Annotated in this window: 20 protein-coding genes and 4 pseudogenes; 13 read left to right on the top strand and 11 right to left on the bottom strand. The window is 69.6% G+C overall.

Features of this window, described 5'->3' with window-relative positions:
• Window positions 1-31: 31 nt before the first annotated feature.
• Window positions 32-361: a hypothetical protein gene (locus ACWGJB_RS41035; protein WP_453385110.1), complete on the bottom strand. Its 330-nt coding sequence runs from the start codon at window positions 359-361 to the stop codon at window positions 32-34.
• Between the two features lie 286 nt (window positions 362-647).
• The gene (locus tag ACWGJB_RS41030; RefSeq protein ID WP_453385109.1) at window positions 648-1310 is read right to left on the bottom strand and encodes a diguanylate cyclase; all 663 of its coding nucleotides are present in this window, start codon (window positions 1308-1310) and stop codon (window positions 648-650) included.
• Window positions 1311-1465: 155 nt separating this feature from the next.
• Between ACWGJB_RS41030 and ACWGJB_RS41025 the strand changes: the two genes are divergently transcribed.
• The 6 genes from ACWGJB_RS41025 to ACWGJB_RS41000 all read left to right on the top strand — a co-directional run bounded on the left by ACWGJB_RS41025 (window position 1466) and on the right by ACWGJB_RS41000 (window position 10064).
• Window positions 1466-2422: an LLM class F420-dependent oxidoreductase gene (locus ACWGJB_RS41025; RefSeq protein WP_453385108.1), complete on the top strand. Its 957-nt coding sequence runs from the start codon at window positions 1466-1468 to the stop codon at window positions 2420-2422.
• Window positions 2423-2492: 70 nt separating this feature from the next.
• The gene (locus tag ACWGJB_RS41020; protein ID WP_453385124.1) at window positions 2493-3056 is read left to right on the top strand and encodes a cysteine hydrolase family protein; all 564 of its coding nucleotides are present in this window, start codon (window positions 2493-2495) and stop codon (window positions 3054-3056) included.
• A complete protein-coding gene (locus ACWGJB_RS41015) occupies window positions 3053-6106 on the top strand; it encodes an FAD-binding and (Fe-S)-binding domain-containing protein (protein WP_453385107.1) in 3054 nt (1017 codons plus the stop codon). Before ACWGJB_RS41020 ends, ACWGJB_RS41015 begins: the two co-directional genes overlap by 4 nt.
• Window positions 6107-6138: 32 nt before the next feature.
• Window positions 6139-7929 (top strand): thiamine pyrophosphate-requiring protein, encoded by a 1791-nt coding sequence (locus ACWGJB_RS41010; RefSeq protein WP_453385106.1) that lies wholly within the window; start codon window positions 6139-6141, stop codon window positions 7927-7929.
• Window positions 7926-9035 carry an enolase C-terminal domain-like protein gene (locus ACWGJB_RS41005; protein WP_453385105.1) on the top strand — a complete coding sequence of 370 codons (1110 nt, stop codon included), beginning with the start codon at window positions 7926-7928 and terminating at the stop codon, window positions 9033-9035. Before ACWGJB_RS41010 ends, ACWGJB_RS41005 begins: the two co-directional genes overlap by 4 nt.
• 21 nt (window positions 9036-9056) lie before the next feature.
• A complete protein-coding gene (locus ACWGJB_RS41000; RefSeq protein WP_453385104.1) occupies window positions 9057-10064 on the top strand; it encodes an SDR family oxidoreductase in 1008 nt (335 codons plus the stop codon).
• Window positions 10065-10113: 49 nt separating this feature from the next.
• Here the strand turns inward: ACWGJB_RS41000 and ACWGJB_RS40995 are convergent, their stop codons facing one another.
• The gene (locus ACWGJB_RS40995) at window positions 10114-10371 is read right to left on the bottom strand and encodes an NAD-dependent epimerase/dehydratase family protein (protein WP_453385103.1); all 258 of its coding nucleotides are present in this window, start codon (window positions 10369-10371) and stop codon (window positions 10114-10116) included.
• 30 nt (window positions 10372-10401) lie between these two features.
• On the opposite strand from ACWGJB_RS40995, the pseudogene ACWGJB_RS40990 reads away from it, so the two are divergent.
• The 3 pseudogenes from ACWGJB_RS40990 to ACWGJB_RS40980 form a co-directional block, all read left to right on the top strand.
• Window positions 10402-10647, top strand: a pseudogene (locus ACWGJB_RS40990) (helix-turn-helix domain-containing protein); the annotation flags it as partial.
• 4 nt (window positions 10648-10651) lie between these two features.
• Window positions 10652-11302 (top strand): annotated as a pseudogene (locus ACWGJB_RS40985) (Gfo/Idh/MocA family protein); the annotation flags it as partial.
• Window positions 11299-11679 (top strand): annotated as a pseudogene (locus ACWGJB_RS40980) (Gfo/Idh/MocA family protein); the annotation flags it as partial. The pseudogenes ACWGJB_RS40985 and ACWGJB_RS40980, both read left to right, overlap by 4 nt.
• A gap of 39 nt (window positions 11680-11718) precedes the next feature.
• Here ACWGJB_RS40980 and ACWGJB_RS40975 read toward each other — a convergent pair.
• The 6 genes and pseudogenes from ACWGJB_RS40975 to ACWGJB_RS40950 form a co-directional block, all read right to left on the bottom strand.
• Entirely contained in the window at window positions 11719-12168 is a 450-nt protein-coding gene (locus tag ACWGJB_RS40975) for an ATP-binding protein (RefSeq protein WP_360483207.1), read from the bottom strand.
• A 635-nt stretch (window positions 12169-12803) separates the two neighbouring features.
• Window positions 12804-12941: pseudogene (locus tag ACWGJB_RS40970) on the bottom strand (SDR family NAD(P)-dependent oxidoreductase); the annotation flags it as partial.
• Between the two features lie 83 nt (window positions 12942-13024).
• Complete coding sequence (locus ACWGJB_RS40965) at window positions 13025-13168, bottom strand: hypothetical protein (RefSeq protein ID WP_453385102.1); 144 nt, start codon at window positions 13166-13168, stop codon at window positions 13025-13027.
• Window positions 13169-13391: 223 nt separating this feature from the next.
• Entirely contained in the window at window positions 13392-13790 is a 399-nt protein-coding gene (locus ACWGJB_RS40960) for a nuclear transport factor 2 family protein (RefSeq protein ID WP_453385101.1), read from the bottom strand.
• A 16-nt stretch (window positions 13791-13806) separates the two neighbouring features.
• Entirely contained in the window at window positions 13807-14655 is an 849-nt protein-coding gene (locus tag ACWGJB_RS40955) for an alpha/beta fold hydrolase (RefSeq protein ID WP_453385100.1), read from the bottom strand.
• 105 nt (window positions 14656-14760) lie between these two features.
• Window positions 14761-15219, bottom strand: a complete 459-nt coding sequence (locus tag ACWGJB_RS40950; protein ID WP_453385099.1) for a winged helix-turn-helix transcriptional regulator — start codon at window positions 15217-15219, stop codon at window positions 14761-14763.
• A gap of 108 nt (window positions 15220-15327) precedes the next feature.
• On the opposite strand from ACWGJB_RS40950, the gene ACWGJB_RS40945 reads away from it, so the two are divergent.
• Complete coding sequence (locus ACWGJB_RS40945) at window positions 15328-15582, top strand: hypothetical protein (RefSeq protein ID WP_453385098.1); 255 nt, start codon at window positions 15328-15330, stop codon at window positions 15580-15582.
• A 198-nt stretch (window positions 15583-15780) separates the two neighbouring features.
• On the opposite strand, the gene ACWGJB_RS40940 is transcribed toward ACWGJB_RS40945, so the two are convergent.
• Window positions 15781-16395 carry a TetR/AcrR family transcriptional regulator gene (locus tag ACWGJB_RS40940; RefSeq protein WP_453385097.1) on the bottom strand — a complete coding sequence of 205 codons (615 nt, stop codon included), beginning with the start codon at window positions 16393-16395 and terminating at the stop codon, window positions 15781-15783.
• A 550-nt stretch (window positions 16396-16945) separates the two neighbouring features.
• Here ACWGJB_RS40940 and ACWGJB_RS40935 point away from each other — a divergent pair.
• The 3 genes from ACWGJB_RS40935 to ACWGJB_RS40925 all read left to right on the top strand — a co-directional run bounded on the left by ACWGJB_RS40935 (window position 16946) and on the right by ACWGJB_RS40925 (window position 19574).
• Window positions 16946-17878 carry an alpha/beta fold hydrolase gene (locus ACWGJB_RS40935; protein WP_453385096.1) on the top strand — a complete coding sequence of 311 codons (933 nt, stop codon included), beginning with the start codon at window positions 16946-16948 and terminating at the stop codon, window positions 17876-17878.
• A gap of 165 nt (window positions 17879-18043) precedes the next feature.
• Complete coding sequence (locus ACWGJB_RS40930; RefSeq protein ID WP_453385095.1) at window positions 18044-18754, top strand: amidohydrolase family protein; 711 nt, start codon at window positions 18044-18046, stop codon at window positions 18752-18754.
• Window positions 18755-18791: 37 nt separating this feature from the next.
• Window positions 18792-19574: a phosphotransferase gene (locus ACWGJB_RS40925; protein ID WP_453385094.1), complete on the top strand. Its 783-nt coding sequence runs from the start codon at window positions 18792-18794 to the stop codon at window positions 19572-19574.
• A 211-nt stretch (window positions 19575-19785) separates the two neighbouring features.
• On the opposite strand, the gene ACWGJB_RS40920 is transcribed toward ACWGJB_RS40925, so the two are convergent.
• Complete coding sequence (locus tag ACWGJB_RS40920) at window positions 19786-20301, bottom strand: AMP-binding enzyme (RefSeq protein WP_453385093.1); 516 nt, start codon at window positions 20299-20301, stop codon at window positions 19786-19788.
• Between the last annotated feature and the right edge of the window lie 185 nt (window positions 20302-20486).

The following is a 20486-nucleotide window of genomic DNA, read 5'->3' as shown; positions in this document are numbered from 1 at the left end:
CGCTCCCAGCGCGAGGGTGCCGACCGCTGGGTCACCGTCGACGACGGGAGGCGCAACGGGTCACCAGACGAACTGGGAGGCGCCTCATGCCAGGTGGGGTACCTGTGACCGCGGGGTCGGCCCGCCGCCCGTCGACTTCGATCCCCTCCGGGTCGTCATCGACGTCGCCGAACTCGACACCACCGGCTACCGCGCCGCCGACTGGCTGCGCGCCCACCATCACATCGACGCCCGCCTCTTCGACCACGGGCGCGTCAGCGCACAGCTCACGCACGCCGACGACGAGCACACCACCGCCTGCCTCTTCACGACCCTGCGCGACCTGGCCGACCACGCCGGCGAGCTCCGCGATGCCCCGCAAGATGTCGTCCCGTCCCCGGCCGATCTACGGATGGACCAGGGCCGCCTTCCCCGTGTGACGCCTACTTGCCTGTTCACCGAACGGCTCCTGCACCACCGCGGCGACCTGCGCGAGGCCGCCGAGCGGCTGACGGTGCTCTCAGGAGCCGAGAGGGCCGCGCTGCCCGGGATCTCGCTCCCCCGCCCGGCGCCTGGCCGGAGCCGTCGCCGGATGCACCGCGATGAAGCTCAGCGGCGGGAAGACCGCCGCCATCTGCTCCTGGGCCCTACCCGAGGGCAGGCGGCTGTCATCGTCGGCTCCCCTCGCCCACCGCGGCGCGCAGACAGCGCCGCAGTTCCTCGGCGTACGGCAGGACGACACCGCCCGCGATGATCCCGGCGAGCCCCGCGAGGTACGCGGCGGGCAGCGGGTGCTCCTTGGGCAGCAGGCGCCAGTCCTGCGGGTCCGGGCCGCCCCGCAGGGTCTTACGGACTGCGTCGGCGTGCAGACAGGCGGTGAAGGCCAGGGCGGTGAGCGGCAGCACCTCCAGGAAGCTGTGGATGTGCTGTTCGATCGGGCGGACCTCCCGGTCACCGACGGCCAGCGACACGTCGTACAGGGCCGTCGCGCCGTGGGCGAGGGCGGCGCCGCCCATCACGCTGAGCACCAGCGGGTTGACACGGGCCAGCAGGCCCATGACCACCGGGATCCCGGCCTCGGTCATCATCAGCGCGTGGACCGCGGACTCCTTGATTCCGCTGGTGTGCTCGATCCGGGTCCGCCGGTGCATCCACCAGTCGGCGAGGCCCGGCACCACCCACAGCGGGAGGGCGCCGAAGAGCAGGAAGCGGCGGCTCGCGTCCTCCACCTCGGTCGAGCCGGCCGGGATCCGCAGATCGTCGCCGCGTCGCCAGTCCCGCCAGGTCCGCCAGTTCCGCAGGGTCTTCCGGGGCAGAGCGCGCAGTGCCATAGGCACCTCCGTAACATCGCCGTGGCCTGGGCTTTCGTACCCGCGAAGGCACTCTTCCCCGGTACCCCTTCTCCCGCAGGCGACACCGTGTACAACCCGGCCGCCACGGGGTACTCGGCAGCGGTCACCCAGACGGACGCGGTTCAGGAGGCACGATGGCGGACTTCGGATACTTCCTCTCGTGCGAGGAGCACAGCCCGGCGGAACTCGTCGAGCAGGCGCGGATGGCGGAGCAGGCCGGATTCGACGCACTGTGGATCTCCGACCACTACCACCCGTGGCACGGCGGCCAGGGCCAGAGTCCTTTCGTGTGGTCGGTGATCGGCGCCCTCTCGCAGGCGGTCTCGCTGCCCGTGGAGACGGCCGTGACCTGCCCGCTGGTGCGTACACACCCCGCGGTGATCGCCCAGGCTGCCGCCACGAGCGCGGTCCAGCTGAACGGCCGCTTCCGGCTGGGCGTAGGCACGGGCGAGGCGCTGAACGAGCACATCCTCGGCACCGTCTGGCCCGAGGCGCCGGTGCGGCTGGAGATGCTGGAAGAGGCACTCCAGATCATCCGGCGGCTGTTCACCGGCGAGCAGATCAGCCACCACGGCAAGCACTACACGGTCGAGAACGCCCGCCTCTACACGGTGCCGGACGAGCCGGTCCCGATCGACGTCTCGGCCTTCGGCCCGCAGGCCGCCGAGGTCGCCGCACGGATCGGGGACGGGCTGATCACGATGACGCCGGACGAGTCCGTGGTGGAGCGGTTCCGGCGCGGTGGCGGCGGTACGAACCCGGTGTACGGCGGGCTCAAGGTGTGCTGGGGGACCGACGAGCGGGAGGCGGTCCGTACCGCGCACCGGCTGTGGGCCAACGAGCAGCTGCCCGGCGAACTCCCGCAGGTCCTGCCCACCCCACGTCACTTCGAACAGGCGTCCCAGCTGGTCACCGAGGAGCAGGTCGCCGAGTCGGTCCCGTGCGGCGACGATCCCGAAGCCCATGCGAAGGCGCTGTCGGAGTTCGTCGACGCGGGGTTCGACACGGTGTACGTCAACCAGATCGGCAAGGACCAGCAGGGCTTCTTCGACTTCTACCGGACCAAGGTCCTGCCCCGGCTGCGGGGCTGACCGCACGAGGCGAGAGTTCCCCGTGCCCGGGCCCGGAGAGAGCGACGGCAGCGCGCTCATCGTGATCGACATGATCAACACGTACGACCACGAGGACGCGGAGCTGCTGGTGCCCGCAGCCGAGGGTGCCGTACCGGTTCTGGCGAAACTGATCGGCCGAGCCCGCGCCGCGCACGTACCGGTGATCTACGCGAACGACAACTTCGGGCTGTGGCGCTCCCACCACGGCGAACTCGTCGACACCGCGCTCGCACGCCCGCACGCCGACCTCGTCGAGCCGATCCGCCCCGACGACGACTCACTCTTCGTCGTCAAGGCCCGCCATTCGATCTTCTATGACACGCCCTTGTCGTACCTGCTGTGGCAACTGGGCGTCGGAACGGTGGTGCTGACCGGCCAGGTCACCGAGCAGTGCGTCCTCTACTCCGCCCTGGACGCGCACATCCGCCATCTGGACGTCACCGTGCCGAGGGACGCGGTCGCCTCCATCCATCCGCATCTGGAGGCCGCCGCGCTGGAAATGATGGAACGCAACATGGGCGCCCGGATTGTCCTGGCGAGGGAAGTGGACTTCCGGGGTACCCGGTGGCCCGTCCCGGAGGAAACCCCGCACCAGACCGGAGGTCGGTCATGAGCGAACTCGTCCACGGAGAGCCTGTTGGCGACCTGGTGGCGGCCCTGCGTGCCGAGACCGACGCCGAGGTCCGCTTCGATGCCGGCAGCCGGGGCGCCTACTCCACGGACGGCTCCAACTACCGGCAGATCCCGCTCGGTGTGGTCGTCCCCCGCACCGTCGAGGCCGGGGCGCACGCGGTGGAGGTCTGCGCCCGCTTCGACGTGCCCGTGCTCTCGCGCGGCGGAGGCACCAGCCTGGCCGGGCAGACGACCAACGCGGCCGTCGTCATCGACTGGAGCAAGTACTGCGACGCCCTGGTCTCCGTGGACCCCGACGCCCGCACCTGTGTGGTGGAGCCCGGCATCGTCCTGGACGAACTCAACCGCCGGCTGTCCGGCCACCGCCTGCAGTTCGGCCCGAAGCCCTCGACGCACAGCCACTGCGCGCTCGGCGGGATGATCGGCAACAACTCGTGCGGGGCGTCCGCGCAGGCGTACGGGAAGACCGTCGACAACGTCCGCCGCCTCGAAGTGCTGACGTACGACGGGCTGCGGATGTGGGCGGGGCCCACCACACCGGCCGAACGGACCCGGATCGCCGCCGAGGGCGGCCGCCGCGCCGACCTCTACGACGGGCTCGAACGCCTGGTCACCGAATATCTCGCGGACATCAGGCGCGGCTACCCGAAGATCCCGCGCCGGGTCTCCGGCTACAACCTCGACTCGCTGCTGCCGGAGAACGGCTTCGACGTGGCCAAGGCCCTGGTCGGCAGCGAGGGCACCCTGGTGACCGTCCTGCACGCCGAGCTCGACCTGGTCCCCGTACCGCCGTGTGAGTCACTGCTGGTGCTCGGGTACGACGACATCTGCCGGGCCGCCGACGACGTGCCCCGTCTCCTCGAGCACTGCTCCCCCGGTCAGCTGGAGGCCCTGGACGGGCGGATGGCGCAGCTGATGCGCGAGGAGCACGCCTATCTCGATTCGCTGCGCACCCTGCCGGACGGGGACAGCTGGCTGCTGGTGCAGTTCACCGGGGACAGCCAGGAGGACGTCGACGAGCAGGCCCACGCCCTGCTCAAGGACCTCGGGCGGTCGGAGAAGGACGCCGGTGTCGCCTTCTCCGACGACCCGGCACGCGAACGGAAGATGCTCAGGGCCCGGGAGGCCGGGCTCGGCGTGACCGCGCGGCCGCCGGACGACCGGGAGACCTGGGAGGGCTGGGAGGACTCCGCCGTGCCGCCCGAGCGGCTGGGCGACTATCTCCGTGACCTGAAGGGGCTGTTCGAGGAGTTCGGCTACGACCATCCGTCCCTGTACGGGCACTTCGGGCAGGGGTGCGTGCACACCCGGATCCCGTTCGGGATGAAGACGGCGCAGGGCGTCGCGGACTTCCGGCGGTTCCTGGAACGAGCCGCCGACCTCGTCGTCTCCTACGGCGGCTCGCTGTCCGGCGAGCACGGCGACGGCCAGGCCCGGGGCGAGCTGCTGACCCGGATGTTCGGCGAGCGGCTGGTGGGCGCCTTCGGTGAGCTGAAGGCGCTGTTCGACCCGGGCAACCGGATGAACCCGGGCAAGGTGGTGAACCCGCACCCCGTGGACGGGCAGCTGCGGCTCGGTGCCTCCTGGCGGCCGGCCCCCCGTGACACGCACTTCGGCTATCCCGACGACGACCGCTCCTTCACCCGGGCGGTGCTGCGCTGCGTCGGCATCGGCAACTGCCGCTCGCAGCGGGGCGGCGTGATGTGCCCCTCGTACCGGGCCACCAAAGAGGAGGAACACTCGACGCGCGGCCGGGCCCGGTTGCTGTTCGAGATGCTCGACGGGCACCCCGACTCGGCGGTCAAGGACGGCTGGCGGTCCAGCGAGGTCCGGGACGCCCTGGACCTGTGTCTGGCCTGCAAGGGCTGCAAGTCGGACTGCCCGACCGGCGTGGACATGGCCAGCTACAAGGCCGAGTTCCTCGCCCACCACTACGCGGGACGCCCGCGTCCCGCCGCCCACTACTCGATGGGCTGGCTGCCCCTGTGGGCCCAACTCGGCGAGCGCGTACCCGCGTTGGCGAACAGCGCGTTGCAGGCGCCGGTCCTCGGCCGGCTGGGCAGGCGGCTCGCGGGTGTGGACAGGGACCGGCAGGCTCCTCTCTTCGCCGAGCGGTCCTTCGTACGGTGGTGGCGCGCGCTCGGCATCGAGCAGCCGGACCCCGCGGATCCGGCAACCGTGGTGCTGTGGCCGGACACCTTCAGCAACCACTTCCATCCCTCGGTCGCGAAGTCGGCCGTCCGGGTCCTGGCGGACGCCGACTTCCGGGTCGCTGTGCCCGAGGCGCCCGTGTGCTGCGGGCTGACCTGGATCTCGACCGGGCAACTGGCCACGGCCAAGCGCGTGTTGCGCCGCACCCTCGATGTCCTGCGGCCGTATCTGGACGCGGGCACCCCCGTCATCGGCCTGGAGCCGTCGTGCACCGCCGTCTTCCGGTCCGACGCGCCCGAACTGCTGCCCGACGACGAGGACGTACGGCGGCTGGCGCGGCAGACGCGGACCTTCGCCGAACAGCTCGTCCACCACGCCCCGGACGGCTGGCGACCACCCGCACTGGCCCGGCAGGCGACCGTACAGACGCACTGCCACCAGCACGCGATCATGAAGTTCGACGCCGACCGCGCGCTCATGGACCGCGCCCGCATCGACGCCGACGTCCTCGACGAGGGCTGCTGCGGCCTGGCCGGCAACTTCGGCTTCGAACGCGGCCACCACGAAATGTCCATGAAGATCGGCGAGTCGGGCGTGCTGCCGGCGGTCCGGGAGGCCGCTCCGAGCAGTCTGCTGCTGGCCGACGGCTTCAGTTGCCGCACCCAGATCGAACAGGGTGCCACGGGACGCCGGGCCCTGCACCTGGCGGAGGCGCTGGCCCTTGGCCTGGACGGCCCGCTGCCGAGCGACCGTCCCGAACGGCTGGCCCGGCGGCCCGCCGAACCCTCCGGCACGGCCCGCTGGGCGACCACCGCGACCGTCGGCACGCTGACGGCCACGGCCGCACTGGCAGCCGTACGACATCTGCGCCGCGCATGACGCGCACCCCATTCCAGGAAAGGTTTTCCACCATGTCGACGAAGGTCTCCGACTACATCCTCCAGCGGCTGCGCGAGTGGGACGTGGAGCATGTCTTCGCCTACCCGGGTGACGGCATCAACGGCCTGCTCGCGGCCTGGGGGCGGGCCGACAACAAGCCCAGGTTCATCCAGTCCCGCCACGAGGAGATGTCCGCGTTCGAGGCCGTCGGCTACGCCAAGTTCTCCGGCCGGGTCGGAGTCTGCGCCGCGACCTCCGGGCCCGGCGCCATCCATCTCCTCAACGGCCTGTACGACGCCAAGCTCGACCATGTGCCGGTGGTCGCGATCGTCGGGCAGACCAACCGGAGCGCGATGGGCGGCTCCTACCAGCAGGAGGTCGACCTGCTGAGCCTCTACAAGGACGTCGCCTCCGACTTCTGCGAGATGGTCACAGTCCCCGAGCAGCTCCCGAACGTGCTCGACCGGGCGATGCGCACCGCCATGGCACGCCGGTCGGTGACCGCCGTGATCGTTCCGGCCGACGTCCAGGAGCTCGACTACTCACCGCCCGGGCACGCCTTCAAGATGGTGCCGTCCAGTCTCGGCATGCCGCACTACGCGCCGGTACCGGACGACGACGACCTCCAGCGGGCCGCCGATGTCCTCAACTCCAGCGGCAAGGCCGCGATTCTGATCGGTCAGGGCGCGCGCGGCGCCCGGGCGGAGGTGACGGAGGTCGCCGACCGGCTCGGTGCCGGAATCGCCAAGGCGCTGCTCGGCAAGGACGCCTTCGACGACGACCTGCCGTATGTCACCGGGGCGATCGGGCTGCTCGGTACCCGGCCGTCGTACGAGCTGATGCGTGAGTGCGAAACCCTGCTGGTGATCGGCTCGTCCTTCCCCTACACCCAGTTCCTGCCGGAGTTCGGGAAGACGCGGGCTGTGCAGATCGACATCGATCCGCACATGGTCGGGCTGCGCTATCCGTTCGAGGTCAACCTCGTGGGGGACGCGGCGCGGACGCTGCGCCGGCTGCTGCCGCTGCTGGAGCAGATGGAGGACACCTCCTGGCGGCAGAAGATCGAGAACAACGTCACCCGCTGGTGGGAGGTGATGGAGCGGCGGGCCGCCGTCGAGGCGCAGCCGATCAACCCGGAGTACGTGACGCACGCACTGAACGGGCTGCTCCCGGACGATGTCATCCTGTCCGCTGACTCGGGCTCGGCCGCCAACTGGTACGCCCGGCACCTGAAGTTGCGGGGCGGAATGCGCGGTTCGCTGTCGGGGACGCTGGCCACCATGGGGCCGGGCGTGCCGTACGCCATCGGCGCCAAGTTCGCGCACGGGGACCGGCCGGCGATCGCCCTGGTCGGCGACGGGGCCATGCAGATGAACGGCATGGCCGAGCTCATCACCATCGCCAAGTACTGGCGGGACTGGGAGGATCCGCGGCTGATCGTCGCCGTCTTCAACAACCGGGACCTGAACCAGGTGACGTGGGAGATGCGCGCGATGGAGGGCGCCCCGCAGTTCCTGCCCTCGCAGTCCCTCCCGGACGTCGCGTACGCCGACTTCGCCCGCTCCCTCGGCCTCACCGGCATGCGGATCGAGCAGCCCGACGGAGTGACGGGCGCCTGGGAGGCCGCGCTCGCCGCCGACCGGCCGTGCGTGCTCGACTTCGTGACCGACCCCGCCGTACCGCCGATCCCGCCGCACGCCACCCTCGATCAGATCGAGGCTGCTGCTTCCGCCGTCCTCAAGGGCGACAGCGACCGGGCGGGGATGGTCCGGCAGGGCTTCAAGGCCAAGATGCAGGAGTTCCTGCCCGGCGGCCACCGGTGACCGACGCGTGGAGGGTGGAGCGGGTGGAGAGCGCCGTCTACACCGTGCCCACCGACACGCCCGAGGCGGACTCCACCCTGGCCTGGGACAGCACCACGCTCGTCCTGGCCACCGTCCACTGCGGCGAGGTCACCGGCCTCGGCTACACCTACGCCCCGGCGGTGGCCGCGCGGGTCGTCGACGACCTGCTCGCCGGGGTCGTCACCGGCCTGTCCGCCCTGGACGTGCCGCGCGCCAACGAGGCCATGCAGCGTGCGGTGCGCAACGCCGGCCTGCCGGGGATCGCGGCCCAGGCGATCTCCGCCGTCGACATCGCGCTGTGGGACACCAAGGCACGCCTGCTCGGGCTGCCCCTGGTGGACCTCTTGGGCGCGGCCCGCGACGAGGTTCCCGTCTACGGGAGCGGCGGTTTCACGACGTACGACGAAGAACGGCAGGACCGGCAACTGCGCGGGTGGGTGCAGGAGGAGGGCATTCCGCGCGTCAAGATCAAGATCGGGGAGTCCTGGGGCAGCCGCGAGGCGCGCGACCTGGAGCGGGTGGCGCAGGCCCGAGCGAGCATCGGCGACACGGCCGAGCTGTACGTGGACGCCAACGGGGGCTATGGCGTGAAACAGGCGGTCCGGATAGCGGGCCGTCTGGTGGACGAGGGAGTGGTGTGGTTCGAGGAGCCGGTCTCCTCCGACCACCTGGAGGACCTCGCGTTCGTCCGCGGCCGGATCACGGCCGACGTCACGGCGGGCGAGTACGGCTACATCCTCCCGTACTTCCGGCATCTGCTCGCAGCCGGGGCCGTCGACTGCCTCCAGGCCGATGTCACCCGCTGCGGCGGCATCACCGTGTGGCTGCGGGCCGCCGCACTGGCCCACAGCCATGGCCTGGAGATCTCGGGGCACTGCGCCCCGCACGCCCACGCGCACCCGGCGGCCTCGGTGCCCAACCTGCGGCATCTGGAGTGGTTCCACGACCACGTCCGCATCGAGCGCCTCCTCTTCGACGGCGTCCTGGATGCCGATGGCGGTGCCCTCGCCGTAGCCCGCTCCGAGGCACCCGGAGTTGGCCTGAGCCTCGCCGGCGAGCGGGCGGCGCGCTACCGAACCAGCTGACGGCACGACAAGGAGCCGACCATGACGCAAGTCGTCGTCATCACCGGAGCCAGCGCCGGCATCGGCCGTGCCACGGCCCGGCTCTACGCCCGGCGCGGGGCACGCATCGCCCTCATCGCCCGCGGCCGCGACGGGCTGGAGGCCACGGCACGGGAGGTGACGGAGCTCGGCGGGCTGCCCTCCGTCCACCAGGCCGACACCTCCGACGCACACCAGGTCGAAGCAGCCGCAGACGCCGTCGAAAAGTCCCTCGGACCCATCGACGTCTGGATCAACTGCGCCTTCACCAGTGTGTTCGCACCCTTCACCGAGATCGCCCCGGACGAGTACGAGCGGGTCACCGCCGTCGCCTACCTCGGATTCGTCAACGGCACCAGGGCGGCCCTCGCCCGGATGGTGCCGCGTGACCGGGGCACCATCGTGCAGGTCGGCTCCGCGCTCGGCGAGCGGGCCATCCCGCTCCAGTCCGCGTACTGCGGCGCCAAGCACGCGATCAACGGCTTCACCTCCGCCGTACGCGTCGAACTCCTGCACAAGGGCAGCAACGTACGCATCACCATCGCTCAGATGCCCGCCGTGAACACCCCGCAGTTCTCCTGGGTCCGCTCCCGGCTCCCGCACCAACCACAGCCCGTCCCGCCGATCTACCAACCCGAGGTCGCCGCCCGCGGCGTACTGCACGCCGCCGACCATCCCCGGCGCAAGCAGTACTACATCGGTGCCAGCACAGCCGCCACCATCCTGGCCAACCGACTCGCCCCGGCCGTCCTGGACCGCTACCTGGCCCGCACCGGCTTCGACTCCCAGCAGACGGACGGCCCCCGCCCGGCGGGCCCGGACAACCTCTTCACCCCGGCCGACAACCCGCCGGCCACCGACCACGGCGCACACGGGTCCTTCGACGACCGCGCCCACCCCCGCTCCTGGCAGGCCGCCCTCGCCCGCCATCCGGCCGTCGCCGCCGCCACGGCGACGGCGGTCGGAGCAGCGGCGATCGGCATCCGGCACCGCATCGGAGGCCATCCCTGAACCCAGGGGTGGCGTGCTTCACGACGCCGGGGGGTCCTGGCGAGCCGTGTTAGTAGGGATGGCGCCGGCGCCCCAGCGGGACGTGGGCCGGGGTGTTCCCGACGAGGTTCATCAGCGCGTCGGGGTAGGCGGCCCGGACTTGTTCCGCAATCGAGCCGGTGGTGTGGTCCACGACGGTCGTGGCCGCGAGCGCGGTGCTGGGTTCCGCATCGGCGGCGGTGCCGGTCGCCACGACGGTCACGCCCCGGGCGGCGAGCAGCTGGAGCGCGTATCGGCCCACCCCGCCGGTGGCGCCGTTGATCAGCACGACCTGGCCCGGCTGCGGGTCGACACCTTGCGGGGCCGGCCGTGGTCTCTTCCGCGGGCCGAACGGGTGCTGAGGGGCACGGTGTGCTTCCGCACGAACCTGACCATGCGGCAGACGGGTCCGCTGTTCGGTGTCTCTTTCTCCACGGTGTGCCGAGTCATCCAACGGCTGGGACCGCTGCTCGCGCCAGAACCCGTCGCCCACCCGGCCGATGCAGCAGACCGGTTGTGGATCGTCGACGGCACCCTGATCCCGGTCCGTGACCGGAGTGTGGCCGCCCAACAGGCGCTTCGACGCGGGCTGTGTGGCCGCACGCAAGGCGGTGGTGAGCGGCGAACTCGGCGACCTGCACACCGTACGGTCCACCACCCTCGACCCCGCCCCGCCGCCGCCCGCCTACGTGGCCGTCTCCGGCGGCATCTTCCGCGACTGCAGCGTGCACGACTTCGACATCGTGCGCTGGGTGACCGGCCGCGAGGTGGTCGAGGTCTACGCGACCGGCGGCAACCGCGGCGCGGAGTACATCCGTGAGGCGGGTGACGTCGACACGGCGTCCACCCTGCTCACCCTCAACGACGGCGCCATCGCCGTCATCTCCAACTCCCGTCACAACGCGCGCGGTTACGACGTGCGCCTGGAGCTGCACGGCATGAAGGACAGCATCGCGGTCGGCCTGGAGGACAAGCTGCCGCTGCGCTCCGTGGAGCCGGGTGTCACGTTCCCGGTGGGCACCCCGCACGACTTCTTCATGGACCGGTTCGCCGCCGCCTACCGCGCCGAACTCACCGCGTTCACCGAGGTCGTCGCCGGTACCCGCACCTCCCCCTGCACGGTCGCGGACGCCATCGAGGCGAGCTGGATCGCCGAGGCGTGCACCCTGTCGCTCCGTGAGCACCGGCCCGTACGACTCGACGAGGTGCGCAAGGGATGACGGACGAGCCCCTGCGGATCGGCGTCCTGGGCGCGGCCCGGATCGCCGAGCTGTCGATCGTCGGGCCGGCCCGCACCGGCGGACACCGCCTCGTCGCGGTGGCCGCCCGCGACCGCGACCGGGCCGAGGCCTTCGCCGCCACGCACGGCGTGGAACGGGTGGCCGGCTCCTACGCCGACCTTGTCGCCGACCCGGAGATCGAGGTCGTCTACAACCCGTTGGCCAACAGCCTGCACGGGCCGTGGAACCTGGCCGCCCTCCGGGCCGGCAAACACGTCCTCACCGAGAAGCCGTCCGCGAGCAACGCGGCGGAGGCGACCGAGGTCCACGAGGCCGTCGCCAAGGCGGGCACGGTGTTCATGGAGGGCTTCCACTACCAGCGTCCGCCGCCGGGTACCCCGAGCAGCAACAAAGATCTACTGGCGTCGTGGCGGCGTCGGCGCGTCCACGTCGTGCGTCGAGGCGTCGGGCACGCGGAAGCATGCGCTGACCGACTTCCCGTGGGGACAGGGGTGCGACTCCCATGCGTCGGCCACGGCGTCCACCAGGAGCATGCCGCGCCCGCCGAGGCTTTCGGTGCCGGCCTCCCGAGGAACCGGCAGGTCACGGGAGTTGTCGTGCACGGAGACATGCAGACAATGATCGTCACAGATCATCACCAACTGGGCGCTGCTGTGGGCGTGCCGGTGTGCATTGGTCACCAGCTCGGAAACGGTGAGCAGTATCGCGTCCACCGTCTGCGGAGCAGCGGTGGTCCAGCCCCGCGCGTCCAAATGCTCACGTGCCCAGTCACGGGCGGTCTTCACTTCACTGTTCAAGGGCAGCGTGCGCGCCCAGCCCACTGCCCGGAGCGACGAACTTTCCACGGCGATCCTTCCTAGTTGAGGCGAGTGCGGTCAGCGACGGCATCCAAGCTTCCCCAGAGGCGCCGGACTTGGGCCCGACGACGCGGGTCGGCAGCGGCTCGACGTGCCTGCTCGGCCAGCCGTCGCCCCTGACGGCTCCCGGCGAGCCGCTCGATGCGTTCCGTCGTGCCTGGAATGGCACCCCCTTCTCAAGACACCGTGCCTGTACCTGCTTCGGATACCCTCCAAAACGTCGATCCAGCCCTGCCGCTCGGCACCCCCCAGAACCCGTGCCCTCAGCGCCGCCCCGCGCCTGCGGTCGCCGCAGTATGAGCGAGCGTGCCATCGGCACGTCGTCGGAATCGGCCTCAAAATCGGGCACGCGGCAGTCCGGAAGCGCGGTCCGCGAGCAGACCGATGACAGCGATCAGGTACGCGTGGGCGATGCCGACACCAGTTGCTGGGCCCAAGGCCGTCGCAGCCACGGAGGCACACCCGTAACCGAACTCAGCCAGTCACAGCGCCCAGCCGTGGGAAGCCGATTCCGCCTCGAATTCCACGTTCCGTTGATGTGACAGAGCAGGGAGGCGAGAAGGTCCGCAAGACCGTCAGAAGCCTGCCTGGCCGAGCGGACGGCAGGGCGCGCGGGTCCAGACGCCAAGCGCTGCCGCCGCCTTCTCGCCTCGCTCGTCGTCACGCGAGCCGATGTAGACAACGTGACCCAACGCCAGAAGCTGTTTGGCCGTCTCGAAGCCGATTCCCTTGTTGGCCCCAGTGATCAGTGTGATGGTCATGCGTATCCTCCCCAATGTGGCCCGAGCGGGCCGTTTGCGGTGTTCGGGGTTGTTCTTTGGGTTGCTGGTGCTGATCCCGGAGGTCAGCTGGTCAGCTGTCGGAGAAGTTCGTCGGTGTCGTGCAGGGCGGCCATGTGCACGAACCGTCCGTTGCGGACTTGATAGATGGCGTACTCGACGATCTCGAAGGAGGCGCCAGCGGGGGCAACGCCGAGCCATTCCCTCACCGTCGACGTACATGCTCGAACCGGTGATGAAGCTGCTCTGCTCGGAGGCGAGGAAGGTCACGGCGGCGGCGATCTCAAATGCAAGCGTGCTGATACCTCTGAAGCACAGGAGGAAGCCCGCACACTGGAAGCACCTACGACGGCAGGCCCGCGCAAGAGCTTCACGCGGGCCTGCCGTGCACATTGCGTAGGGCGCGACGTCGACGTCGGAAGGTGCCTGTCGTTACATCACGGCGTCGGTCTGGAGCGGGCCCGCGGTGATGCGGAGCGCCCGGACGCGAACCGGCACTTCCTGGTCGAGGTAGAAGATGTGCATGAACGGGGCGCGCACCACCTGGTCCGGCTCGCTCTTCTTGGCCATGGTCGCCTCGCCACGAAGCAGGCGGACGCCGTCACCGGCGACCCAGCACTCCAGGACCTCATGGGTGATGTTCAGCGGTGCGTCGATCTTGACGAAGAACGCCTTGATGGCGTCGACACCGTGAATGTGTGCGGTGCCGAAGTACATGTCGGTGTCCTCGGTCAGTGGCGCGAAGCCCTCATCGAAGTTCAGGGTGTCGATGGCTTCCATGAACTTCAGGACCCACTCGGGTACGGCAGTCGCGTGTGCGGTGTCTGTCATGGTGGTGGTCGCCTCATCAGGCCGCGATGGGCAAGGCGGCGAGGAACGCGTCGATTTCGGCGTTGACCGCCTCGGGGTTCTCACGCGCGGCAAGGTGGGCGGTGTGCTGGAGCACGCGGAAGGTGCTGCCCTCGATGGCGTCGGCCATCTTCCGCACCACGTGCACGGGGAACTGGCTGTCCTCCTCGCCGGCGATGATCAGGACGGGCACGTTCCGGATGGTGTTCAGGCGACGGTGCTCGTCCTTACGGCCGATGAGGATGCTGCGCAGCGCCCAGGCGACCGACTTCGGGTCGTCCTGCAGGACGAAGTCGGTGAAGTCGAGGAATTCGGGGTTGGTGGCCTCGGCGGTGGGGCCGGCGAACGCGCCGCGCGCGGCCTTGGCGGCCAGCGGCGGCATCTTCGCGTGCAGCGAGAGATAGGTGGACAGCGCGGTGGCCCAGATGCTCTCGAACATGGTGGGCAGGGAGGCGGTGCAGTTGATGCCGATCGCCGCCGTGGTTCGCTGTGGGTGATAGGCGGGAAAGACCCCGGCGAGCATGCCGCCCCAGCTGTTGCCCACGAGGATGCACTTGTCGATGCCGAGCGCGTCGAGGATCTCCACGAGCGCGTCGGAGCAGTCCTTGAGATCGATGAGCTTGCGCAGAGCGTCGGACTTGCCGTGGCCGGGGCTGTCGATGAGGACGACGCGGTGGGTGGGGGCGAAGTGCTCGTACTGGTACTGCCACATGATGCCGTCCATCATCAGGCTGGGCCAGCACACCATGGCCGGGCCGTCGGGGCGGCCGCCGGCGCGGACATTGACGAGTCCGAGCGAGGTGGGGATCAGCTTCTCGGTGAGTCCCTCGAGCCAGTTGGCGGTCATGATCGGTCCTCTCCGCAGTCAAGGAGGAATACAGTCCATCACTAGTAGCGTATGGCTACTAGTTTCGAAATGCAACCAGGCGCCTCCCGCCTCACATCGAGGTGATCAGCGAGGTCCGTCCTCGACGGGTACCGGCCGCAGCGCAGAGGCCTCGACCGGCTGATGGCAGCTGCTGCACGCGAGGTACGGGTCGGTCGGATTCCCGCACTCCGTGTGCATCAACGAGTGATGTACGGAGTCGCCGTCCGCCGCGTTCGCCTCGGCCCACCGCGTGATGGTCACGATGGCAGGGACGACGAGTTCGCGGGCACTGTCGGTGAGCCGGTACTCGTACCACGGCTTGTCCGGCCGGTAGGCGTGCTTGCTGAGCAGGCCCAGCTCGGTGAGGCTGTTGAGCCGCGCGGTGAGGATGTTCGCCGAGATGCCGAGGGCCCGCTTGAGTTCGCCGAACCGGCCGACGCCGAAGAACACCTCCCGCAGGATCTGGTAGTTCCAGCGCTCGGAGATCGCGGCCAGGAACTCCTGCCCATGCTGGAAGGTGGCGTGACTCGGGCGTTCGGACACGGCTTCTCCTCGTCGGCAATCCGTAGTAGTGCTGAATTGCAAGTAGTTCTCCAATGTTACTAGCGCCCCTTCCGTGGCATCCACCCCCAGGGAAGAAGGGGACGAGCCATGCCATACGACACCGGGGCCCTGGCAGCCTTCCGGCAGCCAGCGAGGTCCTGGCACGACACGAAGCGGCCACCCTGGCGGGCCCAGGAATCGCTGGAAAAGATCGACACCCTGGACACCGCCGACCCGGAACTGCGGCGCTTCCTTCTCGACGGTCAGGGCGACCCGCCGGCAGACCGCGTGGTCGGCCACCGGGACCGGGCGTTACTCACCCTCGCCATGCCGGCCGCCACGGCGACGCCGCCGACCAGCTGAAGGTCCACCTGGAAGCAGCTGCGGCATGACACGGACACGACCGTCGAAGAGATCGCCGGGCTCCGCACATGATCACGTGCTTTGCCCGCGATCACGCCCGGCAGCGGCACCAGGCGCCCTTCACCCGGCGCGCGTCACTTGAGGCGCCGGATCCGATGGGTGCAATCTCGGCCGGCGCCGGCAGCCGCACCATCATTTTCAGGAATCGCCAGCCACGTTCGCGGATGCCGTCCGGGCGAGGGTGTCCGCCACCGTCGTGCATGCGAGCCGGGCCACGGAGCGCAGCTCGGCATCCGAGGTGCCTGCACGACTCAGCACGGCCAGCGACTGGTTGACAGCGACGACAAACGTGGCGAGCTCGTCGAGGGTTCGGCTGTCGGCAGAGGAGTCCGCCAGCGCCGCACGTATCCGCCGGCGCTGTATCTCGAGAAGGCCACGCACCTGCGCGCTGTTCTCCTCCTTCAGCGTCACTGACTGCGCGGCGGACTGGGCGATGAGGCACCCCACGGGGACCGACGGGTCGGCGATACGGCTCAGGACGACGTCGAAGAACGCCTCGACCGCGCGCACCGGATCACCGGGGTGCGCCGCGAGCGCCTGCTCGTACTGCGCGCCGTAGATCGACGAGTAGCGGTCGAGGCACTTGCCGAAGAGCTCTTCCTTGTTGCCGAAGGCGCCGTAGAGCGAGCCCCGGCCGAGGCCGGTGGCCGAACCGAGGGCATCGAGCGAAGCGTCCGCGTACCCGCGCTGCCAGAACACCCGCATGGCCTGGTCCAGGGCCGCGCTGATATCGAACTGCTTTCGGCCGGACACGGCGCGTATTTCCTCCTTCACATCCCTGTCACGTCTCTGGCGTGAGCCTACTCGCGTCTTGGATCGATCGGTCGAATCATCTTTGACCGATCGGTCCAAGATGGTTAGCGTGAGGGCCTTGGTTCTGGCACTCGAAAGGCCGCACGATGATCGACGACCTCGCGTCAGACGTCCGCCTACAGCCTGTTCCGCCCGCCGACAGGCGCCGGGCACACGCCGGGTTCTGGCCCACCACCGCCATGACCTGAGCGGGCGCCGCACTCCATGAAACCCCCGTCAAGTCCCGCGCCAAAGGGCGGCGTACTGCAGTCAACGCGCACCCGAGTAGCTCTGCAGCCTCCGCCTCAACGGCGCACTCCGGCTGGATACCTCAGACGAGCCCGCAATGGCGCTGAACACTATAAATGTGCGATCTGCTTACTTATGGGATCCGGCAACGACGCGGATCTCGAGCACCATGCTCGCCGCTCTCGTCGTGTTCACCACGTTCACAGGCCTCGCCTCGGCCGACACACCGGACCAGCACACCCAACACCGATGAAGGAAAACCATGACTGACCCTGCAATCACCGCCCGTGCGTTCGACAACCCAGTCCGCGACCTGCCGTTGCACGACCTGGCCGGCTTCACTCACCGCTGGGTCGACGCGGGCGGTATCCGACTTCATGCCGTTGAGGGCGGTCAGTCGAACGGCCCAGCCGTCGTGCTGCTGGCTGGATTCCCGCAAACCTGGTGGGCATGGCGAAAGGTGATGCCCCACCTGGCCGACCGATTCCATGTCATCGCGATCGACCTGCCAGGCCAGGGCCACTCCGAACGCCCGGTCGGCAGCTACGACACGCACACGGTCGCCGCGTACGTCCACACCGCGGTGAAAGCGCTCGGAGTTTCGACATACTGGTTGGTCGCCCACGACATCGGCGCGTGGGTCGCCTTCTCCCTCGCCTTGAAGTACGAGAGCCAGCTGCATGGCGTCGCACTGCTCGACGCCGGAATCCCGGGTATCACACTCCCCGACACCATCCCGACCGACCCCGAGATGGCGTGGAAGACCTGGCACTTCGCATTCCATCTCGTGCCCGACCTGCCCGAGACACTGCTCTCAGGCCGCGAACGCGAGTACGTCGAGTGGTTCCTGAAGGTCAAAACCCTCTCTCCCGACACCTTCGACGACGCCGAGATCGAGCAGTACGCCGCGGCCGTCGCCGCCGACGGCGGACTCCGCGCCTCCCTGGCCTACTACCGAGACGCCGCTGAATCGGCGCGGAAGAACCACGAGGCCCTTGAACAACAGCACCTGACGGTGCCGGTGCTCGGGATTTCCAGCAGCCACGGCTCCATCCCTGACATGGCAGCTTCCCTCAGGCTGTGGGCCGACAACATCACCGGGACTGTCGTGCCGGACGCAGGACACTTCATCCCGGACGAACAACCCGCCGCCGTCGCCGCCGCTCTGGTCGGCTTCATCACTCAAGGCGATTGACGCCGGCCGACTCGCGTGCCAGTCGACCTGCTTGTTCCCTGACCCCGGAGCAGGCCGCGGACAGCCCCCAGTTCATCCCCGTACCCAAGAAAATGGGAAGCCTCAGACCGGCGAGCCACGTTCCAAGCGCCTCTGCCGAAGGTGGCAGCCGAAAGGGAAACTCTCATGGCAAACGCAGGTCGTATCGACGTCCACTCCCACGTGGTGCCACCGTTCTGGGGCGAGGCGCTGCCGAGCCACGGTGGAGACCCCTCGGATTGGACCACCCCGCATTGGAGCCCAGAGGCACACCTGAAGTTCACGGACGACAACCAGATCGCCACCAGCATCCTGTCGCTCACCGCTCCCAGCGTTGTCGGCTGGCAGAGTCAGGAACGCCGGGACATGGCCCGCAGGGTCAACGAGTACGTGGCAGACCTGGTCACCAGGCATCCGGGGCGTTTCGGCAACTTCGCCACCGTCCCACTGCCGGACATCGAAGGCGCCGTGTCCGAGGCCGAACACGCCCTGGACGAGATCGGCGCCGACAGTCGCCTGGTAGTGGCCATCGGTCTCCCGCTGTCCGGCAGCCGCAACGACTGCCGGGCCTTCACCGAGTCAGGCGCGGACCGGGCCCGCCGCGGCGCCCCGGTCATCGCCGACGACGGCCACCAGGACACCGACCTGCTGATCCCGCACCGCAGACAACGCGGTCAAACACCTCTCACCCCGCGGCAGGAGGCGGAGAACGCCGTTCACCGCCGGGCCCGGGTGGAACACGCTCTGTCCCGCCTTGAGAACCGGAAGATCCTGCGGGACTGCCTGCTCAAGGGCAACGGCGTTCACCAGGCCATGCTCGGCATCGCCCGACTCCACTACATGGCCCTCATTCGATAACTCACGCCCCGTACTTGACGACCTCTAAAATTCCTTCATGATCCAGGACGGTGAATCCATGCGCGGCGGCCTGTCGATGGTGCGCCGTGAGGGCGAGACTATCCGCAGGCCCTGGCGCGTGTGGACCCCGTCGGTGCGGGAGCTGCTGCGCCACCTGGAACAGATGGGATTCACCGGCGCACCGCGCGCCCTGGGTGACGGTCCCGTGGACGACCACGAGGTGGTGTCGTTACTGCGCGGCGAGGTCGGGCTGTACCCATGGCCACGAGCACTCCTCGCGGACGAGGGCGTCACCGCGCTCGGGCGGTGGCTGCGCGACTACCACGAGGCCGTACGCGACTTCCGGCCCTCGTCGCAGGCCATCTGGTGCGACCCGGACGCCCGCTGGCGCCCCGGGCTGATCATGCGCCACGGCGACCTCACGAGCTGGAACTCGGTCTGGGCGGACGACCGCCTGGTGGGCGTCATCGACTGGGACCTGGCCATCCCCGGTGAGGCATTGGAGGACCTCGCGCAACTTGCCTGGTACAGCGTGCCGTTGCGGCTTCCCGACCGTCAGCGCAGGGTCGGCTACGGCGAGGACGGCGCACCGTTGGCACGCCGGCTGCGGCTGCTGTGCGACGCCTACGGCGCGGACCCGGCCGCCGTGCTGGACGCGCTGGCACGGTTGCAACGCGACGAGGCCCAGCGGATCGCGCGTCTGGGCCCACTCGGCTCAGACCCCTGGGCGACGTTCCTGCGGCAGGACTTTATCCCGGACATCGAGGAGGAGCGTGCGTGGGCGCTAGCGCGGCGCGAGGAACTCCTCGGCCACGCCTGACGCGGCCGCGTGGCGAGAGCCTGTGTGGCGGGTCCCGGCCGTGTTCGGGTGGCGACGCCGTTGTCAGCCGGGTGCCGGCTTGCCGGTGGCCATGACACGCAAGCGCGGCCTGGCCGAAGAAGCCGCCACTGCAAGACCCTTGCCGGGCCGAAACCGCGAATGAACCGCTCCGGGACAGTCCGGAGCCTCCATCAGATCCGGAGCGCTTCACTCACGCGCGGAGACGTGTCCGGAGCTCGCGCTTGAGGATCTTGCCAGTGGCGTTGGTGGGCAGGACATCGACGAACTCGATCAGGCGGGGGTACTTGTAGCCCGCCATCTGCTCCTTGCACCACGCTATGAGGTCCTGCTCGGAGAGCTCGGCTCCCGGGGTGAGGACAACGCATGCCTTGATCTCCTCGCCGTGGCTGTCGTGGGGCACTCCGATGACCGCCGCCATGCTCACGGCGGGATGGGTGAGCAGTACCTCTTCGATCTCCCGTGGGTACACGTTGAAGCCGCCGCGGATGATCAGGTCCTTGGTGCGGTCGACGACGTAGAGCCATCCGTCGGTGTCCCGGCGTGCCAGGTCGCCGGTACGGAACCAGCCGTCGCGCATCACCTCGGATGTCGCCTCGGGCCGGTTGTAGTAGCCCTTCATCACGTTGTGCCCGCGGACGACGATCTCGCCGATCGCGTCAGGGCCTTCCACCGTGGATCCGTCCTCGGCGACCAGGTTCACCTCCACGCCCCAGACGGGGCGTCCGACGGAGCCCGGGCGCCCGGGGGGCCCCGCCGCCCGGCAGGCGGGGCGCCCCTCTCCGGCGCGGCCCGCGGAGTCAGGCTGGTGGACGCGGGGGCGGTGTGCCGGACGTGACGCCCGCGCTCGGACGCGTGTCCGAGTCGGACCGGTGGTACCCAGCGGTGTAGAAC

Source organism: Streptomyces sp. NPDC054813, from assembly GCF_053611365.1.
The sequence above is the reverse complement of the archived record's forward strand: the minus strand, read 5'-3'. Positions and strand labels throughout refer to the sequence as shown.